Origin of the sequence: Neptuniibacter marinus, from assembly GCF_965223595.1 — a bacterium.
Lineage (GTDB): Bacteria > Pseudomonadota > Gammaproteobacteria > Pseudomonadales > Balneatricaceae > Neptuniibacter > Neptuniibacter marinus.
Genome location: NZ_OZ245004.1, coordinates 1,802,761 through 1,822,750, shown reverse-complemented (window position 1 = coordinate 1,822,750; position 19,990 = coordinate 1,802,761). Strand labels below are relative to the sequence as shown.

Below are 19,990 nucleotides of genomic sequence, written 5' to 3'. Positions count from 1 at the left end.
AGCAAGTGTTAGTTTAAGCCGAGAATAAACTCCCCTCTTTATTCTGCTCTTACAGTGTAAAACCTATATAGAAAAGTAAGGCTCCCATATAGATTGAGAGTGCGGAAACGCCATCTTGGGAGAGATCCCTTGAGACTATATCACCCGTCCCTTTTACTATACCGATAATCACAAGTCCGATCCCGCCCGTAAAGCGATAATTATTTAAATTCACATGGCCTTGCTCATCCGTTATAAAACGTAAGTAACTAAATAACAGTAAAGCACTTCCCACTATAAATATAATTACTCGAAAGTTTTCCATCGCTAATCCTGTATCAAAAAAATCATACTCTGCCCTCAATAGTCATCATAGCGATAACAAACTGGATCTATTTACTTCACTTACTCCTCAGGTCAGTAGCACCAGCATGTTGCTTATCGTACGCCCACTCTCTTTACTAATGGCTATCAAAAACCGATCCAATCTATCCTGTGCCAAGCTGATTAAGGCGCATTTCGCTGAGAGGGGTCAATTTTTAAGGGCATCACTATTTTGTGTGGATCGACTACCGCTTTATGCTCACGGGTAGCCTGAGCCCACCAAATAAGTTGATTGAAGGCACGGCTAAAATATTCAAACCAAGACGCCTGATTCTGGCCTGCCTGCACGCTCCCATCTTCGGCAAAGACCTCTTGTGCTTTAGGTACATGAATCATCGCAGAAACAGGTAAACAACCAAGCTCTGAAAGAAACGTCCGCATGCCTACAGCTGCACGCATACCACCCCACTGCCCCGCAGAATAGGTAACAATGGCACTCGGCTTGTAAGAGAATAGAGAGCTACCAAAATGGTTTAACATATCAGCCAACGCAGGACTCATCGAGTGATTATATTCAGGGCTAACCATAATATAGCCATCAGCTGACTCTATCTTGTCTGCCAGCTCATTCAGTTCTGGGGGAACCGTGCGCTGAGAGTACGCAAAATGTGGTTTAAAAACAGGTCCCAAAGGGTAATCTAAAGGATCAATCAGCTCCACTTCATGCTCAGTATAGTGACTCAATAAACATTCAATGCAAGCTTTTGAAACGCGCAAACCAAGACGAGCGGGGCTAGGTGGTGTGCTATCACGAACAGTGCCTAAAAAAACTAAAAACTTCATATTAAAACTCGATATAAGTTAGAAAAAGCCTGCGAGGAAACTAATGAAATAGAGAGCGACTGGAACTCCTTTGCTCTTTTTGAGCGATTTCTTATACCTAAAAGCACAAAGCGTTCACTGCTTCATTCATCTATGCCAAAGATCGGTCTCTCTTTTATCTTTAGGTTGTAACTTATCACTCCCTTAAACTCAACAGTACCGAGCTAGCTCCTTATCGCCCACTAAATCTTAACTATCGGCTTATAAATTTTAGACTATACTTTGTATATACAAATTACAATTAAGGTGATTTGATGGTTAATTATTACAAAGTTTTACCGTTGATTTTACTGAGCGTCCTATCTCATAAACTATGGGCCGGAGAGCTAAAGGTGGGGAAGGTATGCCCTGTTACTTATCAAAAGGAATCCATTGGACGGCTTATTTTCTCTAAGCCTTGGTACCATAGCAGTCGCTCTAATGCGAAGTATATCCCTGGGGATAATGCTACGGGAATAGGTTTAGAGATCCACCTGAAAAACAACTTTAATGGTAAAACGGATGGCCTGAACTTAGCAGACTGTGATCGTTATCGCTTATTACAGATTCGAAAAACTAATGCTAAACTCCACCAAGGCGAACGAGGTATACAGATTGATATCCCTAACGAAGCCGAAAACCCTTTCTATGATAATGCCCCACTTGAACATGGTCGCGGGCTGCACAAAACCCCTAAAGATGATGCTGACAAGCCTTGGCAGGGAAGATTCTTCCGCGATGCGTCCGTATCTATCTATGACACGCCTTACGTCTCCGATTCTTATGGTGTGGAAGGGAAAGATCTAGAGGTTGATTTTGAGACCTGCGCAATTTGTGAACGGGATCAGCATTACGACTTAGTGCTGTCATGTGGTACTTGGGGCTATAAACGTGAGTATATGGGAGGTATGACTGGCTGGGCAGAACCTGAATTTAAAGGAGTTCAATGCTCATCATCAGCAAGCCAACTATTTCAAACTACAATCAACAACTCTAATCGCGTTGAATACAGTTATTGGATTCATTGGCGCTAATCATTACTCAGGCAGCCAAACCACTTGATTGCGCCCTTTAGATTTAGCTTTATATAACGCTCTATCTGGCAACTTCTCAAATGTTTACTTAACAGCGCTCTTTTAAAAAGCATCTGCTTGATACTAGCTTACCTCTGCGCAAGGTGCTGAAAAACAGCATGAATAGACTAAGGTACTTTTCCATCATTTTAGACAACCCTAGAACTAATTCTTTTCTAATCAAAATATAGGGTTATTTGAAAGAGGCGAGTACAGCCCATAAATAAATGTATTATAAATATATGTTATTGACGGATATCAATTTTAAACTTTTGTTCTCCACATAAGATAGACACTCATGTTCTTTTGGAGCACAAGATAATGACGCATGCTGATACAAAGTTGATTCCTCAGGTCACAGTAGAGTTTATGAATAATGACCATGAGGAAGCAGTCGAAATACTAGATACCATACTCGCTGCTATAGAGAACAGTACTGTAGACGAGGTTACCTCACGGCTCGAAGCGTTCTTCGCTCATAACCAAGTCCACTTTTCCCGTGAAGAGGAACAGATGAGACGCGTTAATTTCCCCCCTTATTCTTGCCATAAAGGGGAGCATGACCGCGTTCTGTTTGAATTAGCTGAAGCAATAGAGCAGTGGAAAGAGAGAAACGACCGAGAGTATATTGCGCACTACCTTAACTGCACTTTGTGGAACTGGTTTATCAACCATATTAAAACAATGGATACAGTCACAGCCATGTTTATCAACCAGCATGCCCACTGAAAACACTTCACTCTAAAAGAAAGTGATCTCAGACTCATCTAGGCTTATGCATTCAGGTATAAGCCTAAACCTCCCCCTGTTTACTTGGTTTTAGTCTTATTTTTATAGTGCGTTCTAGCTTAGGGCCCTATAAAAAAATCACCAAGATAACGGTATAAACTTGCATAAAAAAACCATATTTAAAATATGTTTGCGCAGAACCCATTTAAGGAGAGATTATGCTTATCTATATGAGAGTGATAAAAACGAGGAGGAAATAGACACCCAATCCATTAACGTTTGAGATCAATTAAAACGTTGGAAAAAGCTAAAAGGATATAAAGGCTTAGATACTCGCGGTACCTAGTCAGATCTAAAGCTAACCTATAGAGAATAAGAGCTCTAATAAAAAAGAGCCCCAATCAAAGCGATTAACCACAATAACGGATTTAAGTACTCTGTTTCTGTTTACGCTTTTTAAGAGCCTTATCTAGCTCCAAAGGCGATACCACTAACCCATCTCGGCCCTCAGTCGGACAAACAACAACAGCAAACTCGTCATCCTCCAAACCGGGTGTCCAACGACTATGCCATTTAGACAGAGAGATTGCCTCTGCTTTACAGGCCTCCCACTCGCCCGTAGCCCAAGCTTCAGCCAACTTTTTATATGGCCAAACAGGCACGCAGTCTTCATCTTCTGTATTGAGCATTACGCTGCCATATTGATCGGTTAGAATCCAAATTTCATCTGATGAGACTGCTTCTCTAACAAAAAGAGCATAGAGCTGCTCATCATTTAATTTTTCGATTGCAGCCAAATCATAGCTGTTATCTTGAGCTGACATAAACCTGTATCCGAACTTAGAAAAGGATAGGATAAAGCAATTTGATGATAGATTCTTGAACTATTAGCATTCGATTATCAGGCTTATGAAAAAACCACTTTTCTGCTATTCTTCAAGCCAGTTAACAATCTATATCCGCACGGGCAGATCTATAAGCGATTTCCAAACGTGCGCGCCACTACGGATCATATAATGAGCAAATATTGGAGTGATGCAATTAAGCGTCTAACCCCTTATGTCCCCGGCGAACAGCCTAAAGAATCAGGGATCACTAAACTCAATACCAACGAGAATCCTTACCCACCTTCACCTCTTGCTGAAGCGGTTATTAAGGATTTCGATACAAATCGTCTACGTCTCTATTCAGATCCAGATTGCACACTATTAAAAGATGCAATTGCCGATCACTTTTCCGTTGAACGTAAGCATGTATTTGTGGGTAACGGTTCAGACGAGGTACTTGCTCATACCTTCGCAGCATTTTTTCAGCAAGACAAACCGCTGTTAATGCCGGAGTTCACGTATAGTTTTTATCCGGTGTACTGTAACCTTTACGATATCGACTACAAGCAAATCCCTCTACGTGACGAATTTGTGCTTAACGTAGATGATTTTGATCAGCCTAATGGCGGTATTATCTTTGCAAATCCAAATGCTCCCACAAGCCGCGCGATTGAGCTAGGCGAGATAGAATCATTAGCAAAACGTAACACTGAATCCGTTATTGTTGTCGATGAAGCTTACGTGGATTTTGGTGCAAGTTCGGCTGTTGAGCTTACCCAGAGTTACAACAACATTTTAGTGATACAAACCTTCTCGAAGTCACGCTCTCTTGCAGGAATGCGTGTCGGTTTTGCCATTGGGCATGAAGACCTTATTGACGGTCTTGAGCGGGTAAAAAATAGTTTTAACTCATACCCACTGGATATGTTAGCAATCGAAGCATCCGCTGCAGCGATAAAAGACCAAACTTATTTTGAGGAGACGACTCAAAAAATTATTGCTACTCGGACTTGGACAATTGAGCGTTTAGCTGAATTAGGCTTTGTTAGCCTACCCTCAAAAACCAACTTCCTTTTTACTCGCCACCGCATCTTAGAAGCAGCCGAGTTGATGGGCTACCTTCGTACTAAAAAAATATTGGTCCGCTATTTTAGTAAACCCGGTATAGATAACTACCTGCGTATTAGTATCGGTACGCAAGAAGAGATGCAGCTTTTAGTGGATACACTAGAACAACACCCTGATCTTTTTAAGCTATAACTAAAGCTTTAGTAAACACAGATTAATCAATACAACAGCTCTAATTTATTAGGGCTGTTTTTTTATATTAGAACTCAATTCTTGTACCTGTATCACTAAAATACTGACCCGGCGGTTTACCTAGGGATTTTCTAAACATCGCTACAAAAGCACTCGGGCTGCGATAACCTAGAGCTAATGCCACATCAATCACCGCATCCCCTTTTCCTATCCTATCCACCGCTTCTTGCAGCACTAACTGCTTGCGCCATTGTTGAAACGTCATCCCTGTCTCTTTGCTGAATAGCCGAGCAACCGTTCGCTCACTGGCACCAACTTTGGCAGCCAACTCATTTAGACTTGTTTCAGCATTGGGTGACTTAATCATTGTTTTCATCACCCTTTGCAAACGTCGATCTGTTGCGCCTGGCAGATGAAGTAAAGAGGGTTTCAGTGCTTGAAGCTCATCTAAAATAACCGCACATATCCGACTCGCGGGACTATTTGGCAAGTACTCTGTACCAAAATCCGCTACTTTCATAATCAGTTCCCGCAGTAGAGGGGAAACTTCGACCACACTACATTGATCAGATAAGCTATGTAGATACGCTGGATCGACAAACAGATGACGCAATTCAGCACACACCTCAGCATTCGTTCTATGCACTATATTTCCCGGTATCCAAACGGCTTGGGTTGGAGGAACAACCCAACTGCCTGCATCTGTGTATACACGGATAATCCCTTCGCTAGCATATGCAAGCTGGCCCCGTGGATGCTGGTGTGGATCCATATCTACGTTAGCTGCTAAATGCCCCCGTAAACCAACAATAGGTCGCTGCGAATCGATTCTCTGACCAATAGATGAAGGTTGCCGTTTAGAAGTAGAATTTTCCATAGCTTTGTCACTTATGCGATATTTATTGTCATATTATCGACTAAATCACTTTTAATTCCCTGTCACAATAAGCCCATGAGATAATTAATAATGGTGTTGCAATGATCAATCTTCAATTAAGCCGTTCACAATTAATCGCTCTGATACTTATTCCTAGTATATTTTTTGTTGCCTTTTTGAGCCCTCTATCTTTGCCGCTCGATAACAAACAACTTTTATCTGCCTGTTTAATTTTATCGGCTCTAGTACTCTTAGCCACCAGCGCAATCTCTGAACACCTCAGTATGCTGATTTTTATGACCGCCGCTATGTTGCTAGCCATAGCACCTGCCGAGGTTGTATTTTCTGGTTTTAGTTCAACAGCTTGCTGGCTTATCTTTTCCGGTTTAATTATTGGTATCGCGGTTAATGAAACGGGGCTAGCAAAACGTATAGGCAACACTTTTACTGGCCGATTAGATAAAAGCTACACCCATCTTATTAGCGGCATTGTTTTACTCTCTATTTTGCTTGGTTTTCTTATGCCCTCCTCTATAGGTAGGGCTGTACTTTTAATCCCTATTGCAATGGCGATGGGGACAAGTTGCGGTTTTAAAGAGGGCAGTAATGGTCAAATTGGTGTTGCGCTTGCTGCAGCCTTTGGTTGTCATGTACCCACCTTTGCAGTGCTACCCGCAAACGTACCTAATATGGTACTGATCGGCGCCGCTGAAACTATGCATAACTGGACACCTATGTATGCAGAATACTTACTACTGCATTTCCCGGTTTTAGGTTTTATCAAAGCTTTACTTATTATTGCTGTCATTGTCTGGTTATTTCCCGACACACCTACGCGCTCTAACCGATCGGTAGCTAAAGAACCTGTATCCAAACAGGAATATAAATTGATGGTTATTATGATGGTCACTCTCGGTTTCTGGTTAACCGATTCTCTCCATCATATCTCAGCAGCTTGGATAGGTTTGGCAGCGGTTTGTATACTGTTAATGCCTAGGATTGGCGTGGTAAGCCAGCAAAGTTTCCAGAAGAAATTTAATATTAGCTCGCTGGTATTTGTTGTTGGTGTACTAGGTGTTGGTGCTTTAATTAACTATAGCGGTATAGGTGATGTAGTTGGCGAGCAGCTTAATACGTGGTTACCACTTTCAAGCGAACACCCGTTACTGAGCTATCTTTCTCTCTCCCTTACTGCTTTTACTACCGGTATGGTTGCAACACTTCCCGGTGTGCCCGCCATACTAACCCCTTTCGCTGAGCAGATGAGTGATAAAAGTGGTTTTACATTGGAGGCCGTTCTGATGACTCAAGTATTGGGCTTCTCTACTATTCTTTTTCCTTTCCAATCAGCCCCCTTAATGGTGGGAATGCAATTGGCTGGGGTATCGATTAGACATGCTGCTAAACTTTGCTTTGTCTTAACCCCTATTACAATTTTAGTCCTATTTCCCTTAGATTACCTCTGGTGGAAAATACTTGGCTGGTTATAAACCCTACCATAATAACCATACTTTTTATAATAGAACTAAGAGATGATGTTAGTTAAGCGCAAGAAAAACTACTATCGTTGTTCACTCAAGCTTTTCTTCTTTTTACCTTGAGTCATTGAATGCTCACGCATTCTAATCTTATCCTTTGCAAGATATTGTGGCGTACTTAGGTACGCCTTTTTTTTCTACAATACCCCCTTCTATAGCGTGAACAAATCTCACTATCGTTTCACTGAAATAAGCTATAATTGAGAGGATTGTAAGGGAGATATTCTAATGGCTATTACTGTGACAGGCGCTTCGGCTGGCTCACTTAATCAATTTAATCAGATTCAAACCCGTGTTAATCAATATGATCAACAACTTGCCTCTGGCAAACGTATTAATGAATCTGCGATTGATCCTGCTGGTCTCCAAGTTTTTCTTCAGCTACAAGGGCAAGAATTAGGTAATAATACCGCCATTAAAAATAGCTTAGATGGTATATCAGCCCTGCAAATTGCCGAGGGTAGCGTCAACCAAGTCAATGATTCCTTGCAACAGATCAGAGAATTATCCGTCCAAGCTCAAAACGGAACACTCAATAGCAATGATAAAGCATCATTACAGAAACAAGCCGACGCTTTACTTGAAGGTATTAAAGACGCGATTTCTAAATCCTCATTTAATGGCCAATCCCTTCTTTCCCAAGACGGCGAGTTAAAACTTCAGACGGGGCCTGGTTCTGAAAACTCTCAAAACATTACGACATACAATCTAACCGACTCTTTAGAAGAATTAGGTTTATTTTCAATTGATATTACTGAGAGTGCAGCGCTTGATCAGCTAGATAACGCACAAAACTTTTTAACAACCGTATCTAGCGAAATTGGTGCTAACCAAAATAGGCTCGACAGCACAATCAATCAACTGTCTGAGACCAGTCTAAATAGCGCGGAGGCTGTCTCTAGGATTGGAGACACCGATTATGCGAAAACACTCTCCGAGCGCTCTGCGGCACTGGTTCAACAAGAGGTCGGAGTTGCAATGCAAGCACAAGCTAATGCTAACCGAGGTTTAGTCCTTAACTTATTGGCCAGCTAAATACCTCCCTCTTCAACGATAGTTACAGTCCCTATTTTCGAGTTATTTATGACCTTAGAAAGCGCATTATCATTTTTTGTGGCAGTGTTTATTTTTAGTATTACTCCCGGCCCAGGTATCTTTGCCATTTTAGCCCGCGCTCTAACTAAAGGTGCACCTGCTTGTCTTATGCTAGCGTTAGGGATGACCATGAGTGATATTTTATACCTAGTTGCTGCCTGTTATGGTTTGGCCGTTATTGCCACCCATTGGAGTGAGCTATTTACCTTTATTCGAATCTTAGGGGCTTGCTACCTTATCTACTTAGGCTGGAAAATGTGGAATGCCCCGTTAGATTTAACGGAGGCTAATGGTGAGAAACAATCCGAAGGCATAATGGGATTTATTCAAGGCTTTCTCATCTCTGCCTCAAACCCTAAAGTGATTCTGTTTTATATCGCTTTTTTACCTACATTTATGGATCTAACTGCACTCGATAATATGGATATAGCACTCGCCTCTTTTCTAACATTAGTTAGCTTGATGAGTGGTTTAATGCTGATCGCACTTTTTGCGAGTAAAGCACGTCGCTGGTTTAAATCAGAGAAAGCAGTTAACCGTCTGAATAAAAGTGCGGGTTCCATTATGGCCGGAGCAGGCTTATTTCTGATTACTCGACACTGATATTCGAGAATAAAAAAAGGGGATAAATCAGCGATCTATACCCTTTTTAATTCTTGATTATCTAAGGTTCATTTCAAATACTTGGCATGAAACCTAAGATGATCCTCAATAAAGCTAGCCATAAAATAATAGCTATGATCATAACCATTGTGATAACGCAGCTCTAACAGAAAGCCCATATCAACAGCCACTTGGGAAAGCGCTTCTGGCTTCAGTTGCTCCTTCAAGAAATCATCCGATGTTCCTTGATCAACTAACATAGGTAGGGTCGATGTTGCTTGTTTAATAAGCTCACAACTATCGTATGCTTTCCATGTTTCAGTGTTACGACCTAAATAAGCAGTAAACGCCTTTTGCCCCCAAGGACACTTCATTGGGTTAGTGATGGGGCTAAACGCCGATACTGACTGATACTTGTCGATATTTTTTAGCGCAATAGTTAAGGCACCGTGTCCACCCATTGAATGACCGGAAATTGAACGTTTATCCGTCACCGGAAACATCTCTTCGATCAGTGCCGGTAGCTCTTTAGTGATGTAATCATACATCTGATAATGCTGCTTCCAAGGTTCTTCTGTAGCATTAAGATAGAAACCCGCACCTTGGCCTAAATCATAGTTATCATCATCAGCAACGCCTTCACCCCGAGGGCTAGTATCGGGTGCAACAATCGCAACCCCAAGCTCAGCCGCAACTCTTTGCGCACCAGCTTTTTGAGTGAAGTTTTCATCAGTACAGGTCAAACCAGATAACCAGTAGATAACAGGCACTTTAGCCCCATCATTCACTTGAGGTGGTAAAAAGATGCTAAATCGCATCGTACAATTTAAGACAGATGATTGATGATTATATTGCTTTAACCAACCATCAAAACATTTGTTTTGACTCAGGTTTTCAATACTCATAGGAACTCCTTAACGAAGACACCGAAAAGAGGCTTTGAAATAAAGCCTCTTGATGATGGAGCCTTATTTATCGAAATGAATAACGCTACGAATACTCTTACCTTCGTGCATTAAATCAAACGCCTCGTTAATCGACTCTAGACCCATTGTATGCGTAATAAAGTCATCAAGCTTAAACTCACCTGACATATAACGTTCAACGATCTCAGGCAGCTCTGAGCGGCCTTTTACACCGCCAAACGCACTACCACGCCATACACGTCCAGTTACTAATTGGAAAGGTCTGGTGGAGATCTCCTGCCCTGCGCCAGCCACACCAATAATAACCGACTCGCCCCAACCTTTATGACAGCACTCCAAAGCCGAACGCATAATATCCACATTACCTATACATTCAAATGAGTAATCAACGCCGCCATCCGTTAGTTCAACAATGACCTCTTGGATTGGCTTATCGTAGTCTTTAGGGTTAATACAATCCGTCGCCCCAAGCTTCTTAGCCAATTCAAACTTACTTTCATTAATATCAATCGCGATAATACGGCTCGCTTTAGCCATAGTCGCACCGATAACCGCAGATAGACCAATGCCGCCCATACCAAAGATGGCAACCGTAGCACCCTCTTCAACTTTGGCGGTGTTCATTACTGCGCCCATACCTGTAGTTACACCACAACCAAGTAAGCAGACTTCCTCTAATGGCGCATCTTTATTGACTTTAGCTAAAGAGATTTCAGGAAGAACGGTAAATTCAGAGAAAGTTGAACAACCCATATAATGATAGATCGGCTGGCCATCTTTATAGAAACGTGTAGTTCCATCGGGCATTAAACCTTTACCTTGAGTCTCACGGATCTTCTGGCATAAGTTTGTTTTACCGGACGTACAAAATTTACACTCACCGCACTCGGGTGTGTAAAGAGGAATAACATGATCGCCTACCGCAACGCTTGTTACGCCTTCGCCAATAGCTTCAACAACACCGCCCCCTTCATGGCCTAAAATCGCAGGAAATATACCTTCAGGGTCATCACCCGATAAGGTAAAAGCATCGGTATGACAAACACCGGAAGCGATAATACGGACTAAAACCTCGCCCTTTTGCGGCGGCATCACATCCACTTCTTCAATAGATAGCGGTTGATTTGGACCCCAAGCAATGGCCGCTTTCGATTTGATCATCTTCTCACTCATACCCACCTCTAGCGTTCTTGAATAATTACAATAGAACTATTGTAGTTAATTACTCCAAGGTTATAATCCATAATTTTAATAAATGTCTTTTACTATATTGTAACAATAAAGTGGAAACGGGAGCGGTAATGTACAGTTGGGAGGGTATTGCAGAATTTGTTGCGGTAGCAGAAACCGAGAGTTTTACTGCGGCCTCACGCCAGCTAAACATATCCACGGCTCAAGTGAGTCGCCAGATAAGTGCACTCGAAAAGCGCTTATCAACCAAACTGTTCTACAGAACCACCCGAAAGGTCTCTATCACTGAAGCCGGTGGTATCTATTACCAACACTGTCGCCAATTATTAGATGGGCTTGGTGAAGCTGAGCGGGTTCTTACACAATTACAAAACACACCAAAAGGACGGCTGCGCTTAACCGCTCCCACATCCTTTGGTGAGAGTAAGATAGCGCCTATGCTAAATGACTTCTCCCTCCTCTACCCTGAATTAGAGATTGAATGCCTATTTACCAATCAAAAAATAGATCTGGTTGATTCCGGCTTTGATCTAGCCATTAGGCTCGGCAAGCTGGACGACTCAAGTATGATGGCAAAACGGCTAGCCTCAAGACGGTTGTTTGTCTGTGCCTCTCCCACCTATCTATCTAACCATGGAGAGCCACACCTACTTACAGAGCTGGAACAACATAACTGTTTACAAGGAACACTTCAGTTTTGGCGATTTCAGGAAAACGGACAGGAACATAATATTAAGATACATGGGAGCTTAAATTTTAATAGTGGCCCCGCCCTCGTTGATGCGGCGCTTAAAGGCTTAGGCCTTGTTCAACTACCTGATTACTATGTACAGGAACACCTTGATAGCCACCAATTAATCCCCTTGCTCAAGAACTATCAACCTGACGATGAAGGTATCTGGGCGTTATATCCACAGAACAGATATGTATCACCTAAAGTCCGGATGCTTATCGATTATATGTCTACCCACTTGGCAATGTAGACCTATCCCTTTGTCAGTAAACGGCTTGGGTATTTAGAAAGCTGCTGGTCATGCCATTTAGATAAAAGCAGTAAACAACTGATCGCGCCCAATAGTGCACAGCCCATATCTGACTGAGTATCCCAGATATAACCTTGTGTACCTAAGAACGCATCTGCATCTTGACCTATAGCTAAAGCAACCCACCATTCCAGCAATTCATAAAAAGCACTCACCGCTAGGCAGATCGAGATAATAAAAAAATTCAGCCACGTAGCACCGTTGACGACTGCCTTTCTAAGCAATATCTCTCTAGTTAACAGAGCAGGCACAAAACCTTGAGCAAAATGCCCTACTTTATCGTAGTTATTACGTTCACCACCTAAGCCATCTCTGAGCCAATCAAATAGAGGAACCTCAGCGTAGGTATAGTGACCTCCCACCATTAAAATAATGCAATGTATTAAGATAAACAGATACAAGAGAGGCGTTAATCTAAAGCGATTATAGGTCACTATTAATAAGCCAACGCCAAGCAGCGCAGGTAATACCTCTAAAAACCACGTCATCTGCTCTTTCGGATGAATACCTGACCAGACCAGTACTGTAACGAAAACAGCTATCCAGATATATTTTAATACCGTCTCCACTGACACTAACCTCAATGTTGCCATGTACTTAAAAGGATTACTCAATATAACCAAAAGCGCCCTAAAAAGCTTAGATAGATCCATTAAATAACTTGGCACCTCCTTTGCTTTTACCTATATGAAACTAAATAAATCAATGTAAATAACTGGCTGTAGTTAGATATCGAAGAACTCAAGCACCAATATTGTGCAATTTACTACCTAACACTTCGATGTTCGCCCTTATATACACCAGATTCTCAGTACGCCGTTATTTACGATAGTGAGGAGATTTGAATGGACAAGTTAGCAATGACTGATGCGATAGTCACAGCCAAAATAGAGAAGAAACTAAGCTGGGAAAAAATAGGGACTGATCTCGGCATGTCTCCTGTATGGCTTACATCTGCCTGCCTTGGCATGAACAGCGCCTCCCCAGAGGCCGCTAAGAAAATCACTAATTATTTAGGCCTAGGGCCAGAAGTCACAACTGCTTTAGAAGCTTATCCAACAAAAGTTTGGGATCAGCAAGTGCCAACAGATCCACTTATCTACCGATTATATGAGGTAGTTGGAGTCTATGGAGAAACACTGAAAGAAGTGATCCAAGAAAAATTTGGGGATGGCATTATGAGTGCAATCGACTTCTCCATGGAGGTCGATAAAATTGAAGACCCTAAAGGTGACCGCGTATTACTCACGCTAAATGGTAAATTCCTACCTTATAAAAGCTGGTAAATATAGCTAAGTAATGTGCAGTTTTTAAACATAGAAAACTGCACCTCACTCCACAGAAGCAAAATTAGGGATAAGGGATAAGGGATAAGGGATAAGGGATAAGAGTTAGCTGTAATAAATTTTGAGCTTATCAGCAACGCGATCTAAATCCACCTGAATAGGTTTATCCGATTCCCGCCTGCCTGCGGGGTTTAAACGGTTAGAAAACAGCTGCTGGTCTATATCTTTACGTTGATTTTTATCTTGTCGGCGATCAATCAGAGAGTAACGTCTTTCTGGCCCATCAAACAGTGAGAACAGGTAATTTGTCCACCACTCCTCTGCAAGCGGTAGGCTAGGAATATCGGGACTCAGCTTTTGTTCGTCTTTATCTATCCAAAAATAAACAATGCCCGATGAACTTAGATCTTTAACCAATCTCAATGAACCGTCCAACTTATCCATAAGAAACGACAATACTGCTTATGCCATATTGAATTAAACACTAGTAATCTAACAAACGTTTTAAATGCTACCATAAAATATAGTGCTTCTGATCAATAAGTCAACAAATTAAGCGCTGCGCAGTTTATTCAGTTTCTTTTTAGACAGATCAAAATCGACTTCTACGTTAAGGTCTGAGCGACGTCGCCCCTTCGTTAATCCCTTTCGTTTAGAGAAGAAAATCTGTACACCCCGCAAATTTATCTTCTGAGATTCAGAACGTCGATCCAGCATCCGGCGACGACGTTCTCGCCCTGAGTAAGTTTCAAAATGATAGTGAATTAACCATTCTGTCGCATACTGTTTTGTTGGAAGGCTTGGACTAACCTTTTTTCGTTGGTTATCGATCCAATAATAAACAAACTGGTAATTATGAAAGTCTTTAACAAGTTTCAGCATAGCAAATCGCCACCTTGCGCACATGCTGCTCCATAGCAACCGAAGTATCGACTATGGATTAAAAAATGAAACGGTGAATTTAGTGTAGACGTCTAAATTGAAAAGCTGAATGAGAATTTTTCATACATAAGGGATTAGAAAATGGAGAGATGGTACTAGAAATAGAGATTGGGGGTGACCCCGCCAGCCACATTCCGGCACATGAATCCATCGCTGTGGCTGCTCCCTTCCGGGCCTGACCAGGTTCACGATTTATCATTGCGGAAGGACCAACAGGGCCACCATCGCGTGGCCTGTAAGCCTTGCCTTAAGGGCGTTTCCGTAAGACAGGCGCGCAGTATACCAGTGAAAAAACAAGATGCAAATGCAATATGCTTAACTTATTGTTTTTTAGTCTTTCTATGTTTCAAAACCACCTAAATAGCTCAACAGAAGTGCTTAATCATCCCCGTAGTGCTTTAGTAACTTTCTGACATACCACCATATAACCCCTGCCATAATCGGTACAGAACAACTGAGCATCATTAAGACCTGGTCCCGAAGAATATCCGCTGAAACCGTCGTTGTAATTAACGTCCTGCTTGGAACGTTTTCAACGTGGTATTATGCACAACCATAGTGACGGTCAAGCATACACATCTTAGGTAATCTTATTAGGTAACGGATAGTTTTGAATGGGATAACTCTCATAGATCTTCTTTACACATATACTAAAGTCCTATGACTAAAACTTATAGCTTTTCTAAAAAGAATTAACTTTAAATAATAAAACCGGATATGAACGAAGATTCCCAAAAGATAGGGCTATACTGAGACGAGAAAGATCGTAATTTACTGATATTGATCTAATTTTTTTCTGTTTTATATGGATCAATTATTGCGGCAATATTTATAGGCCCATACACTAACTTAAGTATATGCGTCTTGGGATAATCAAAGGTAAAGCAACATGGATGAACACTTTAATCAATTAGGCCTTTCACGTCAGCCAATCTTCGATCGCAATCTTAACGTTGTTGCTTACGAACTACTCTATCATTCCGAAAACGGCAATGAGGTCGCAAAATTTTTAAACGGCGATCAGGAAGCCTGCAATGTGCTGATTAATAACTTCACCAGCATCTATGATTCAGGCACTTTAAAATCACTACCCGCTTTTCTCAATGTTACTGAGAGTTTTATCAAAACAGAGAGTTTACCAAGCTTATCCCGCCATAATTTAGTCATTGAGATCCAAATAGATCAGGAGATCACACCAAAGCTCCTTAATTCACTTAAAGGTTATGTCGAAGCTGGATACCGTCTAGTCATCGATGACTTTACCTATTCTGAAAAATACAATCCCCTACTTGAGCTTGCCCATGTAGTTAGGGTTGATATCATCAAACATAGTCAGTCTGATATATCGGCCCATTTAAAACAGATTCAACGTTTTAAAGTCACAGCCTTGGCAGAAAATGTTGGAAGTTACGAGGAGTATGAAACCTGCTATAAATTGGGGTTTCGACTATTCCAAGGTAACTTTTTATCGCAACCCACAAAAATCCAAGGAAAGAAATTAACCTCTAACCAAGCGATTGTGATTCATCTACTAGCGGTCCTTCAAGATGAGGATGTAACCGCAGCGACCCTCTCGGACATTATCTGTCGGGACCCTCAGCTCACTTTTAAGCTTTTACGCATAGTTAACTCAGCACAGTACAATTTACCAAATCAAATAGAAAATTTAACCCAGGCGATTATTGCTCTAGGTTTAAATGAAATAAACAAATGGGCCACTCTTTTAGCACTATCGAGCAATAATGATAAGCCAAGTGAGCTGATACGGCAGATACTGATCACCGCACGTATGTGTGAATTTATAGCCCAAGCAACTGATGGAATTGACCCTGAATTAGCTTTTATCACAGGGGTGCTATCCATCTTAGACGCACTACTTGGAGTAGAACAAAGTACGCTTCTCGGCCAATTATCTGTATCAGAAGATATTGTGAGAGCTATTTCCGGTTATGAAGGTAAAGCAGGAAAACTATTACAAACAGTTAATCTCTATATAATTGGCCAATCTAGTTTCACTCTCCCTGAGGAACTGCGTAAGCTATATGCAGAAGCTTATTTTGAATCACTACGCTGGAGCAATGAAGCTATGCAGATGATGGAGGGAAGTCACCTATAAGAGGAAAAACTTATTTAAAAAATACTGACCTTAGACTGAGCTATTTTCTAATAATTGCTCTAATTCCGAGCGTACCCAAGAACACATAGGATCATGTTGAAAACGCTCATGCCAATAAAAATAAAACGTCACATTCGGCAGATCAACCTCTTTTGGCAGTGGTCGAATAACTAAGTCGTCATTGAACATTAAGTGTTTACCCATAATCTCAGGCAATGTAAAAACAAGATCAGAGCCGCTACAAAAAGCTGAAACAGACATAAAATTAGCTAAACGAAGCATAATTTTTCGCTTATAGCCCATCTCCGTTAATACTTCATCCATGACTCCCGGCCCTTTGCCAGTAATAGAAACGAGCCCATGGGAAGCGGCAACATATTGCTCTAGTGTCATCCCTTTAGCTAAAGGGTTATTTTTATCCATCACACAAACATGGTTCGTCTTAACTACCTCCATCCTTCGATATTGATCCTGCACGGTTTTTGGCTGTAAACCTGTTGCTAAAAAATGCACCTCCCCTTGCTCTAAAAGATCAAAGTGTTCACTCCGCTGTGGCACAATTTCAACACGTAAATTAGGCGCCTTAAGACGTAACATCTTGACAACTGTAGGCATTAACAAAACAAGCTCTAAATCTAAACCCGTTAATTTCAATACACCTTCAGCTTTACTTGGATCAAAATGTTCTGGCTGCATAATGCCTTCTACATCCAACAAAACCTGCTTAAGCTGCTGACGAATAGTAACTGCACGAGCGCTCAGATCGTAACCATTGAGCGTTCTAACTAAAATAGGATCATCGAGTGTCTGCCGTAAGCGCTGTAAAGCTCGGCTTACTGCTGGCTGGCTCATTTGCAATTTTTTTGCTGCTTTAGAAACATGCTGCTCATCGAGAAGCACTTGAAGCACCACAAGTAAATTAAGATCGACTGAACGTAAATTCATTTAAGGCATAACCATGATATAAAATATGCATTGGACGCATTAATGATCGGTCTTTATATTACAAAAAGCAATTAATCGTAGCCAACGGGATAAGTTGATAATGGTTTTTAATCATAAACTCACTAACGATGAAAAAAATTATGGCTGGGGACCTGTCTTCATGCACTGGCTGATGGCATTTGCCATTATTGGGCTCTACCCCCTCGGGTGGTATATAGAGACCTTAGATTATTACGACCCAGCCTATAAGACTGTGCCTGTCTGGCATAAAAGCATTGGTATTCTTGTCGCAATGACTCTGCTTCTACGTATTGTTTGGCGTATTTTTAATAAACCACCTGCTGCGCTGCCGCAACCGGCACCTCTCTTATTCGTTGCAAAAATGGCTCATGGTTTATTGTATTTATTAGTACTGTTCACTGTTATCTCCGGTTATTTAATCTCTACTGCAGATGGCCGAGCAATTGAGTTTTTTAACCTGTTTAGTATTCCAGCACTCCCAATTGGAATAGGAAACCAAGAAGATATTGCCGGCAAGATTCATTTTATCGTAGCAACATCACTTATTTTACTAGCGGGGCTACATGCCGCTGCAGCGTTAAAACACCACTTTATCGATAAAGATTCAACTTTAAAGCGCATGCTTGCGCTACGCGAGGAAACAGAATGAAAGGAAAACTTATTAAAGGGCTAACACTAGCCTCACTGATATCAACCACACCTTTGTATGCAGCAGATTATGTCATTGATACAAAAGGCGCTCATGCATCTATTGGGTTTCGCATTAGTCATTTAGGCATTAGTTGGCTAACTGGTCGTTTTAGTACTTTTAAGGGCGACTTTTCTTATGATGCAAAATCACCTGCTGACGCATCAATCAATGTGGAGGTCGATGTTGCCTCATTCGACTCAAACCACGCCGAACGTAATAAACATATTCGTGGTGACGAGTATTTAAATGTAGAAGAACACCCAACCGCATCATTTAAAAGTACATCCTTTGCTCCGAATGCTGATGGCGGTGGTGTAATGAAAGGCATGCTGACGCTTTACGGAACCACTAAAGAGGTTTCTATTGATGTGAACAAAGTTGGCGAAGGTGAAGACCCTTGGGGCGGTTACCGAGTTGGTTTTTCTGGTACTCTTGAGCTCACACCTAAAGAGTTTGGTATGAACTATGAGCTAGGCCCAGCCGCAGAAACCGTTTATATGGATCTTAATATCGAAGGTATCCGTAAATAAGCTGTATAGACTAAAACTAGCAGAATAAATCAAACAGATGAATTAATCTTAATTCGTCTGTTTGATATTAGCCTCTAATAAGAGCTCAATGGAATTTACGCTCCATCTATTGGATATCTTTTATTCAAACTCCATTGCTTCAAAAATCCGACCTGCGTTTTTAGCGGCCAAGGCATCAAATGTTTCTAAGTGGGCATAAGGACTTTGGTCAATTTTATAGGCATCTTCAAGCATGCCCCCCTCTTCTATAAGTTCACCCACTTTACCGCGAATATATTCGAGATAACCCCGCGTCCATTGATCTACTGTTTTAAAATCAGTCGCCTCACCATGGCCTGGGATAATAATTTTATCCGCCGCATAAGGTGCAAATTTAGTCTGCCATGTCGCTAACCATTCGGCAGTATCTGTGTCAGGAAAAACGGGCAATAAGCGTTGATGAAAAGCCATATCCCCCGCAATTAATACATTACTGGATGGAATAAAAACAGAAATATCACCCGCAGAGTGAGCAGGGCCAAAATGGATTAATTCGACCTGCAATCCACCTAAATCAAGTGACATTGTTTCTTTAAATGTCTGATCAATCTCAACTAAGGATGTATTTTCAAAGCGCTCTTTAAGAATAAGTTTAAGGCTTTCCAAACCATCCAAGCCTTTTTCCTCAATCTCTTCTAGGGCATCCTCATGAGCAATTATCGTCGCACCCTGCTCCTTCCAATAACTATTACCGAGTGTTGCATGGGATTGACCATTTTCATCAACCACGTACTTTACTGGAAGCGTTGTCTGTTTTTTAATCTCATCATGTAAGGCTTTAGCAAGTTGATAAGAAGCGCCACCATTAACAACTAATACCGCTTCCTCTCCAATCACAAAAGATAAATTATTATTATGCCCACCATTTTCATAACTGTAATACTGAGTGGCTCCAATAGCAGACCACACATGCTCTGCAATTTTGACAGGATGGCTATAAAGCATTGATTCTGGATATTTATCTGCAGGACTCGCAGCATAAATAGAAGAAGATAGAAGTAAACAGGAAAGGCTCAAGCCTTTAAATCGATGAGTAAAGTTCATAAGCGCCATCTTTATTTTATTTGTATTGTTGATAGTCCCTTACAAATATA

22 protein-coding genes and 1 other RNA gene are annotated in these 19,990 nt (G+C 41.3%); 11 read left to right on the top strand and 12 right to left on the bottom strand.

Annotation, left to right across the window (positions count from 1 at the left end):
- Nucleotides 1-49: 49 nt before the first annotated feature.
- Together ACOQOE_RS08435 and ACOQOE_RS08430 are read right to left on the bottom strand one after the other, a co-directional pair.
- Nucleotides 50-304 carry a MetJ regulator of methionine regulon gene (locus ACOQOE_RS08435; RefSeq protein ID WP_067867584.1) on the bottom strand — a complete coding sequence of 85 codons (255 nt, stop codon included), beginning with the start codon at nt 302-304 and terminating at the stop codon, nt 50-52.
- A gap of 182 nt (nt 305-486) precedes the next feature.
- Complete coding sequence (locus ACOQOE_RS08430) at nt 487-1,146, bottom strand: NADPH-dependent FMN reductase (protein ID WP_420555423.1); 660 nt, start codon at nt 1,144-1,146, stop codon at nt 487-489.
- A 293-nt stretch (nt 1,147-1,439) separates the two neighbouring features.
- Between ACOQOE_RS08430 and ACOQOE_RS08425 the strand changes: the two genes are divergently transcribed.
- The gene (locus ACOQOE_RS08425) at nt 1,440-2,198 is read left to right on the top strand and encodes a hypothetical protein (protein WP_067867590.1); all 759 of its coding nucleotides are present in this window, start codon (nt 1,440-1,442) and stop codon (nt 2,196-2,198) included.
- Nucleotides 2,199-2,558: 360 nt separating this feature from the next.
- Entirely contained in the window at nt 2,559-2,966 is a 408-nt protein-coding gene (locus ACOQOE_RS08420; RefSeq protein WP_067867593.1) for a bacteriohemerythrin, read from the top strand.
- Nucleotides 2,967-3,394: 428 nt separating this feature from the next.
- Here ACOQOE_RS08420 and ACOQOE_RS08415 read toward each other — a convergent pair whose 3' ends face one another.
- Nucleotides 3,395-3,790, bottom strand: a complete 396-nt coding sequence (locus ACOQOE_RS08415; RefSeq protein ID WP_420555422.1) for a DUF2750 domain-containing protein — start codon at nt 3,788-3,790, stop codon at nt 3,395-3,397.
- A gap of 192 nt (nt 3,791-3,982) precedes the next feature.
- Between ACOQOE_RS08415 and hisC the strand changes: the two genes are divergently transcribed.
- On the top strand, nt 3,983-5,053 hold the full coding sequence (hisC, locus tag ACOQOE_RS08410; protein WP_420555421.1) for a histidinol-phosphate transaminase: 1,071 nt from the start codon (nt 3,983-3,985) through the stop codon (nt 5,051-5,053).
- A gap of 67 nt (nt 5,054-5,120) precedes the next feature.
- On the opposite strand, the gene ACOQOE_RS08405 is transcribed toward hisC, so the two are convergent.
- A complete protein-coding gene (locus ACOQOE_RS08405; protein WP_067867602.1) occupies nt 5,121-5,930 on the bottom strand; it encodes an AraC family transcriptional regulator in 810 nt (269 codons plus the stop codon).
- Between the two features lie 101 nt (nt 5,931-6,031).
- Here ACOQOE_RS08405 and ACOQOE_RS08400 point away from each other — a divergent pair, with 101 nt between their 5' ends.
- The 3 genes from ACOQOE_RS08400 (at nt 6,032) to ACOQOE_RS08390 (ending at nt 9,166) form a co-directional block, all read left to right on the top strand.
- On the top strand, nt 6,032-7,420 hold the full coding sequence (locus ACOQOE_RS08400; protein WP_231867977.1) for an SLC13 family permease: 1,389 nt from the start codon (nt 6,032-6,034) through the stop codon (nt 7,418-7,420).
- Between the two features lie 276 nt (nt 7,421-7,696).
- Nucleotides 7,697-8,503 carry a flagellin gene (locus ACOQOE_RS08395; RefSeq protein WP_067867605.1) on the top strand — a complete coding sequence of 269 codons (807 nt, stop codon included), beginning with the start codon at nt 7,697-7,699 and terminating at the stop codon, nt 8,501-8,503.
- A 48-nt stretch (nt 8,504-8,551) separates the two neighbouring features.
- Nucleotides 8,552-9,166: a LysE family translocator gene (locus ACOQOE_RS08390; protein ID WP_067867609.1), complete on the top strand. Its 615-nt coding sequence runs from the start codon at nt 8,552-8,554 to the stop codon at nt 9,164-9,166.
- 68 nt (nt 9,167-9,234) lie between these two features.
- Here the strand turns inward: ACOQOE_RS08390 and fghA are convergent, their stop codons facing one another.
- Both fghA and ACOQOE_RS08380 read right to left on the bottom strand, forming a co-directional pair.
- Entirely contained in the window at nt 9,235-10,071 is an 837-nt protein-coding gene (gene fghA, locus ACOQOE_RS08385; RefSeq protein ID WP_420555420.1) for an S-formylglutathione hydrolase, read from the bottom strand.
- 63 nt (nt 10,072-10,134) lie between these two features.
- Nucleotides 10,135-11,253: an S-(hydroxymethyl)glutathione dehydrogenase/class III alcohol dehydrogenase gene (locus ACOQOE_RS08380; protein ID WP_231867979.1), complete on the bottom strand. Its 1,119-nt coding sequence runs from the start codon at nt 11,251-11,253 to the stop codon at nt 10,135-10,137.
- A 140-nt stretch (nt 11,254-11,393) separates the two neighbouring features.
- On the opposite strand from ACOQOE_RS08380, the gene ACOQOE_RS08375 reads away from it, so the two are divergent.
- Nucleotides 11,394-12,266, top strand: coding sequence for a LysR substrate-binding domain-containing protein (locus tag ACOQOE_RS08375; RefSeq protein ID WP_420555419.1), 873 nt, complete (start codon nt 11,394-11,396; stop codon nt 12,264-12,266).
- 2 nt (nt 12,267-12,268) lie between these two features.
- On the opposite strand, the gene ACOQOE_RS08370 is transcribed toward ACOQOE_RS08375, so the two are convergent.
- A complete protein-coding gene (locus tag ACOQOE_RS08370; RefSeq protein ID WP_231867978.1) occupies nt 12,269-12,895 on the bottom strand; it encodes a DUF2238 domain-containing protein in 627 nt (208 codons plus the stop codon).
- A 276-nt stretch (nt 12,896-13,171) separates the two neighbouring features.
- Between ACOQOE_RS08370 and cynS the strand changes: the two genes are divergently transcribed.
- Nucleotides 13,172-13,612 (top strand): cyanase, encoded by a 441-nt coding sequence (gene cynS / locus ACOQOE_RS08365; RefSeq protein ID WP_067867622.1) that lies wholly within the window; start codon nt 13,172-13,174, stop codon nt 13,610-13,612.
- Nucleotides 13,613-13,717: 105 nt separating this feature from the next.
- On the opposite strand, the gene ACOQOE_RS08360 is transcribed toward cynS, so the two are convergent.
- From ACOQOE_RS08360 to ffs, 3 genes are all read right to left on the bottom strand, one after another.
- Nucleotides 13,718-14,056, bottom strand: a complete 339-nt coding sequence (locus ACOQOE_RS08360; RefSeq protein WP_067867625.1) for a hypothetical protein — start codon at nt 14,054-14,056, stop codon at nt 13,718-13,720.
- Between the two features lie 108 nt (nt 14,057-14,164).
- Nucleotides 14,165-14,494, bottom strand: a complete 330-nt coding sequence (locus ACOQOE_RS08355; protein WP_067867628.1) for a hypothetical protein — start codon at nt 14,492-14,494, stop codon at nt 14,165-14,167.
- 178 nt (nt 14,495-14,672) lie between these two features.
- Nucleotides 14,673-14,769, bottom strand: an RNA gene (gene ffs, locus ACOQOE_RS08350) — signal recognition particle sRNA small type.
- Nucleotides 14,770-15,443: 674 nt separating this feature from the next.
- Between ffs and ACOQOE_RS08345 the strand changes: the two genes are divergently transcribed.
- Nucleotides 15,444-16,670, top strand: a complete 1,227-nt coding sequence (locus ACOQOE_RS08345) for an EAL and HDOD domain-containing protein (protein ID WP_420555418.1) — start codon at nt 15,444-15,446, stop codon at nt 16,668-16,670.
- 30 nt (nt 16,671-16,700) lie between these two features.
- Here ACOQOE_RS08345 and ACOQOE_RS08340 read toward each other — a convergent pair whose 3' ends face one another.
- Nucleotides 16,701-17,615 (bottom strand): LysR family transcriptional regulator, encoded by a 915-nt coding sequence (locus ACOQOE_RS08340; RefSeq protein ID WP_067867634.1) that lies wholly within the window; start codon nt 17,613-17,615, stop codon nt 16,701-16,703.
- A gap of 100 nt (nt 17,616-17,715) precedes the next feature.
- Between ACOQOE_RS08340 and ACOQOE_RS08335 the strand changes: the two genes are divergently transcribed.
- Both ACOQOE_RS08335 and ACOQOE_RS08330 read left to right on the top strand, forming a co-directional pair.
- A complete protein-coding gene (locus tag ACOQOE_RS08335) occupies nt 17,716-18,285 on the top strand; it encodes a cytochrome b (protein WP_067867637.1) in 570 nt (189 codons plus the stop codon).
- The gene (locus ACOQOE_RS08330) at nt 18,282-18,857 is read left to right on the top strand and encodes a YceI family protein (protein ID WP_067867641.1); all 576 of its coding nucleotides are present in this window, start codon (nt 18,282-18,284) and stop codon (nt 18,855-18,857) included. Before ACOQOE_RS08335 ends, ACOQOE_RS08330 begins: the two co-directional genes overlap by 4 nt.
- 120 nt (nt 18,858-18,977) lie before the next feature.
- On the opposite strand, the gene ACOQOE_RS08325 is transcribed toward ACOQOE_RS08330, so the two are convergent.
- Nucleotides 18,978-19,940 carry an MBL fold metallo-hydrolase gene (locus ACOQOE_RS08325; protein WP_067867669.1) on the bottom strand — a complete coding sequence of 321 codons (963 nt, stop codon included), beginning with the start codon at nt 19,938-19,940 and terminating at the stop codon, nt 18,978-18,980.
- Nucleotides 19,941-19,990 lie beyond the last annotated feature (50 nt).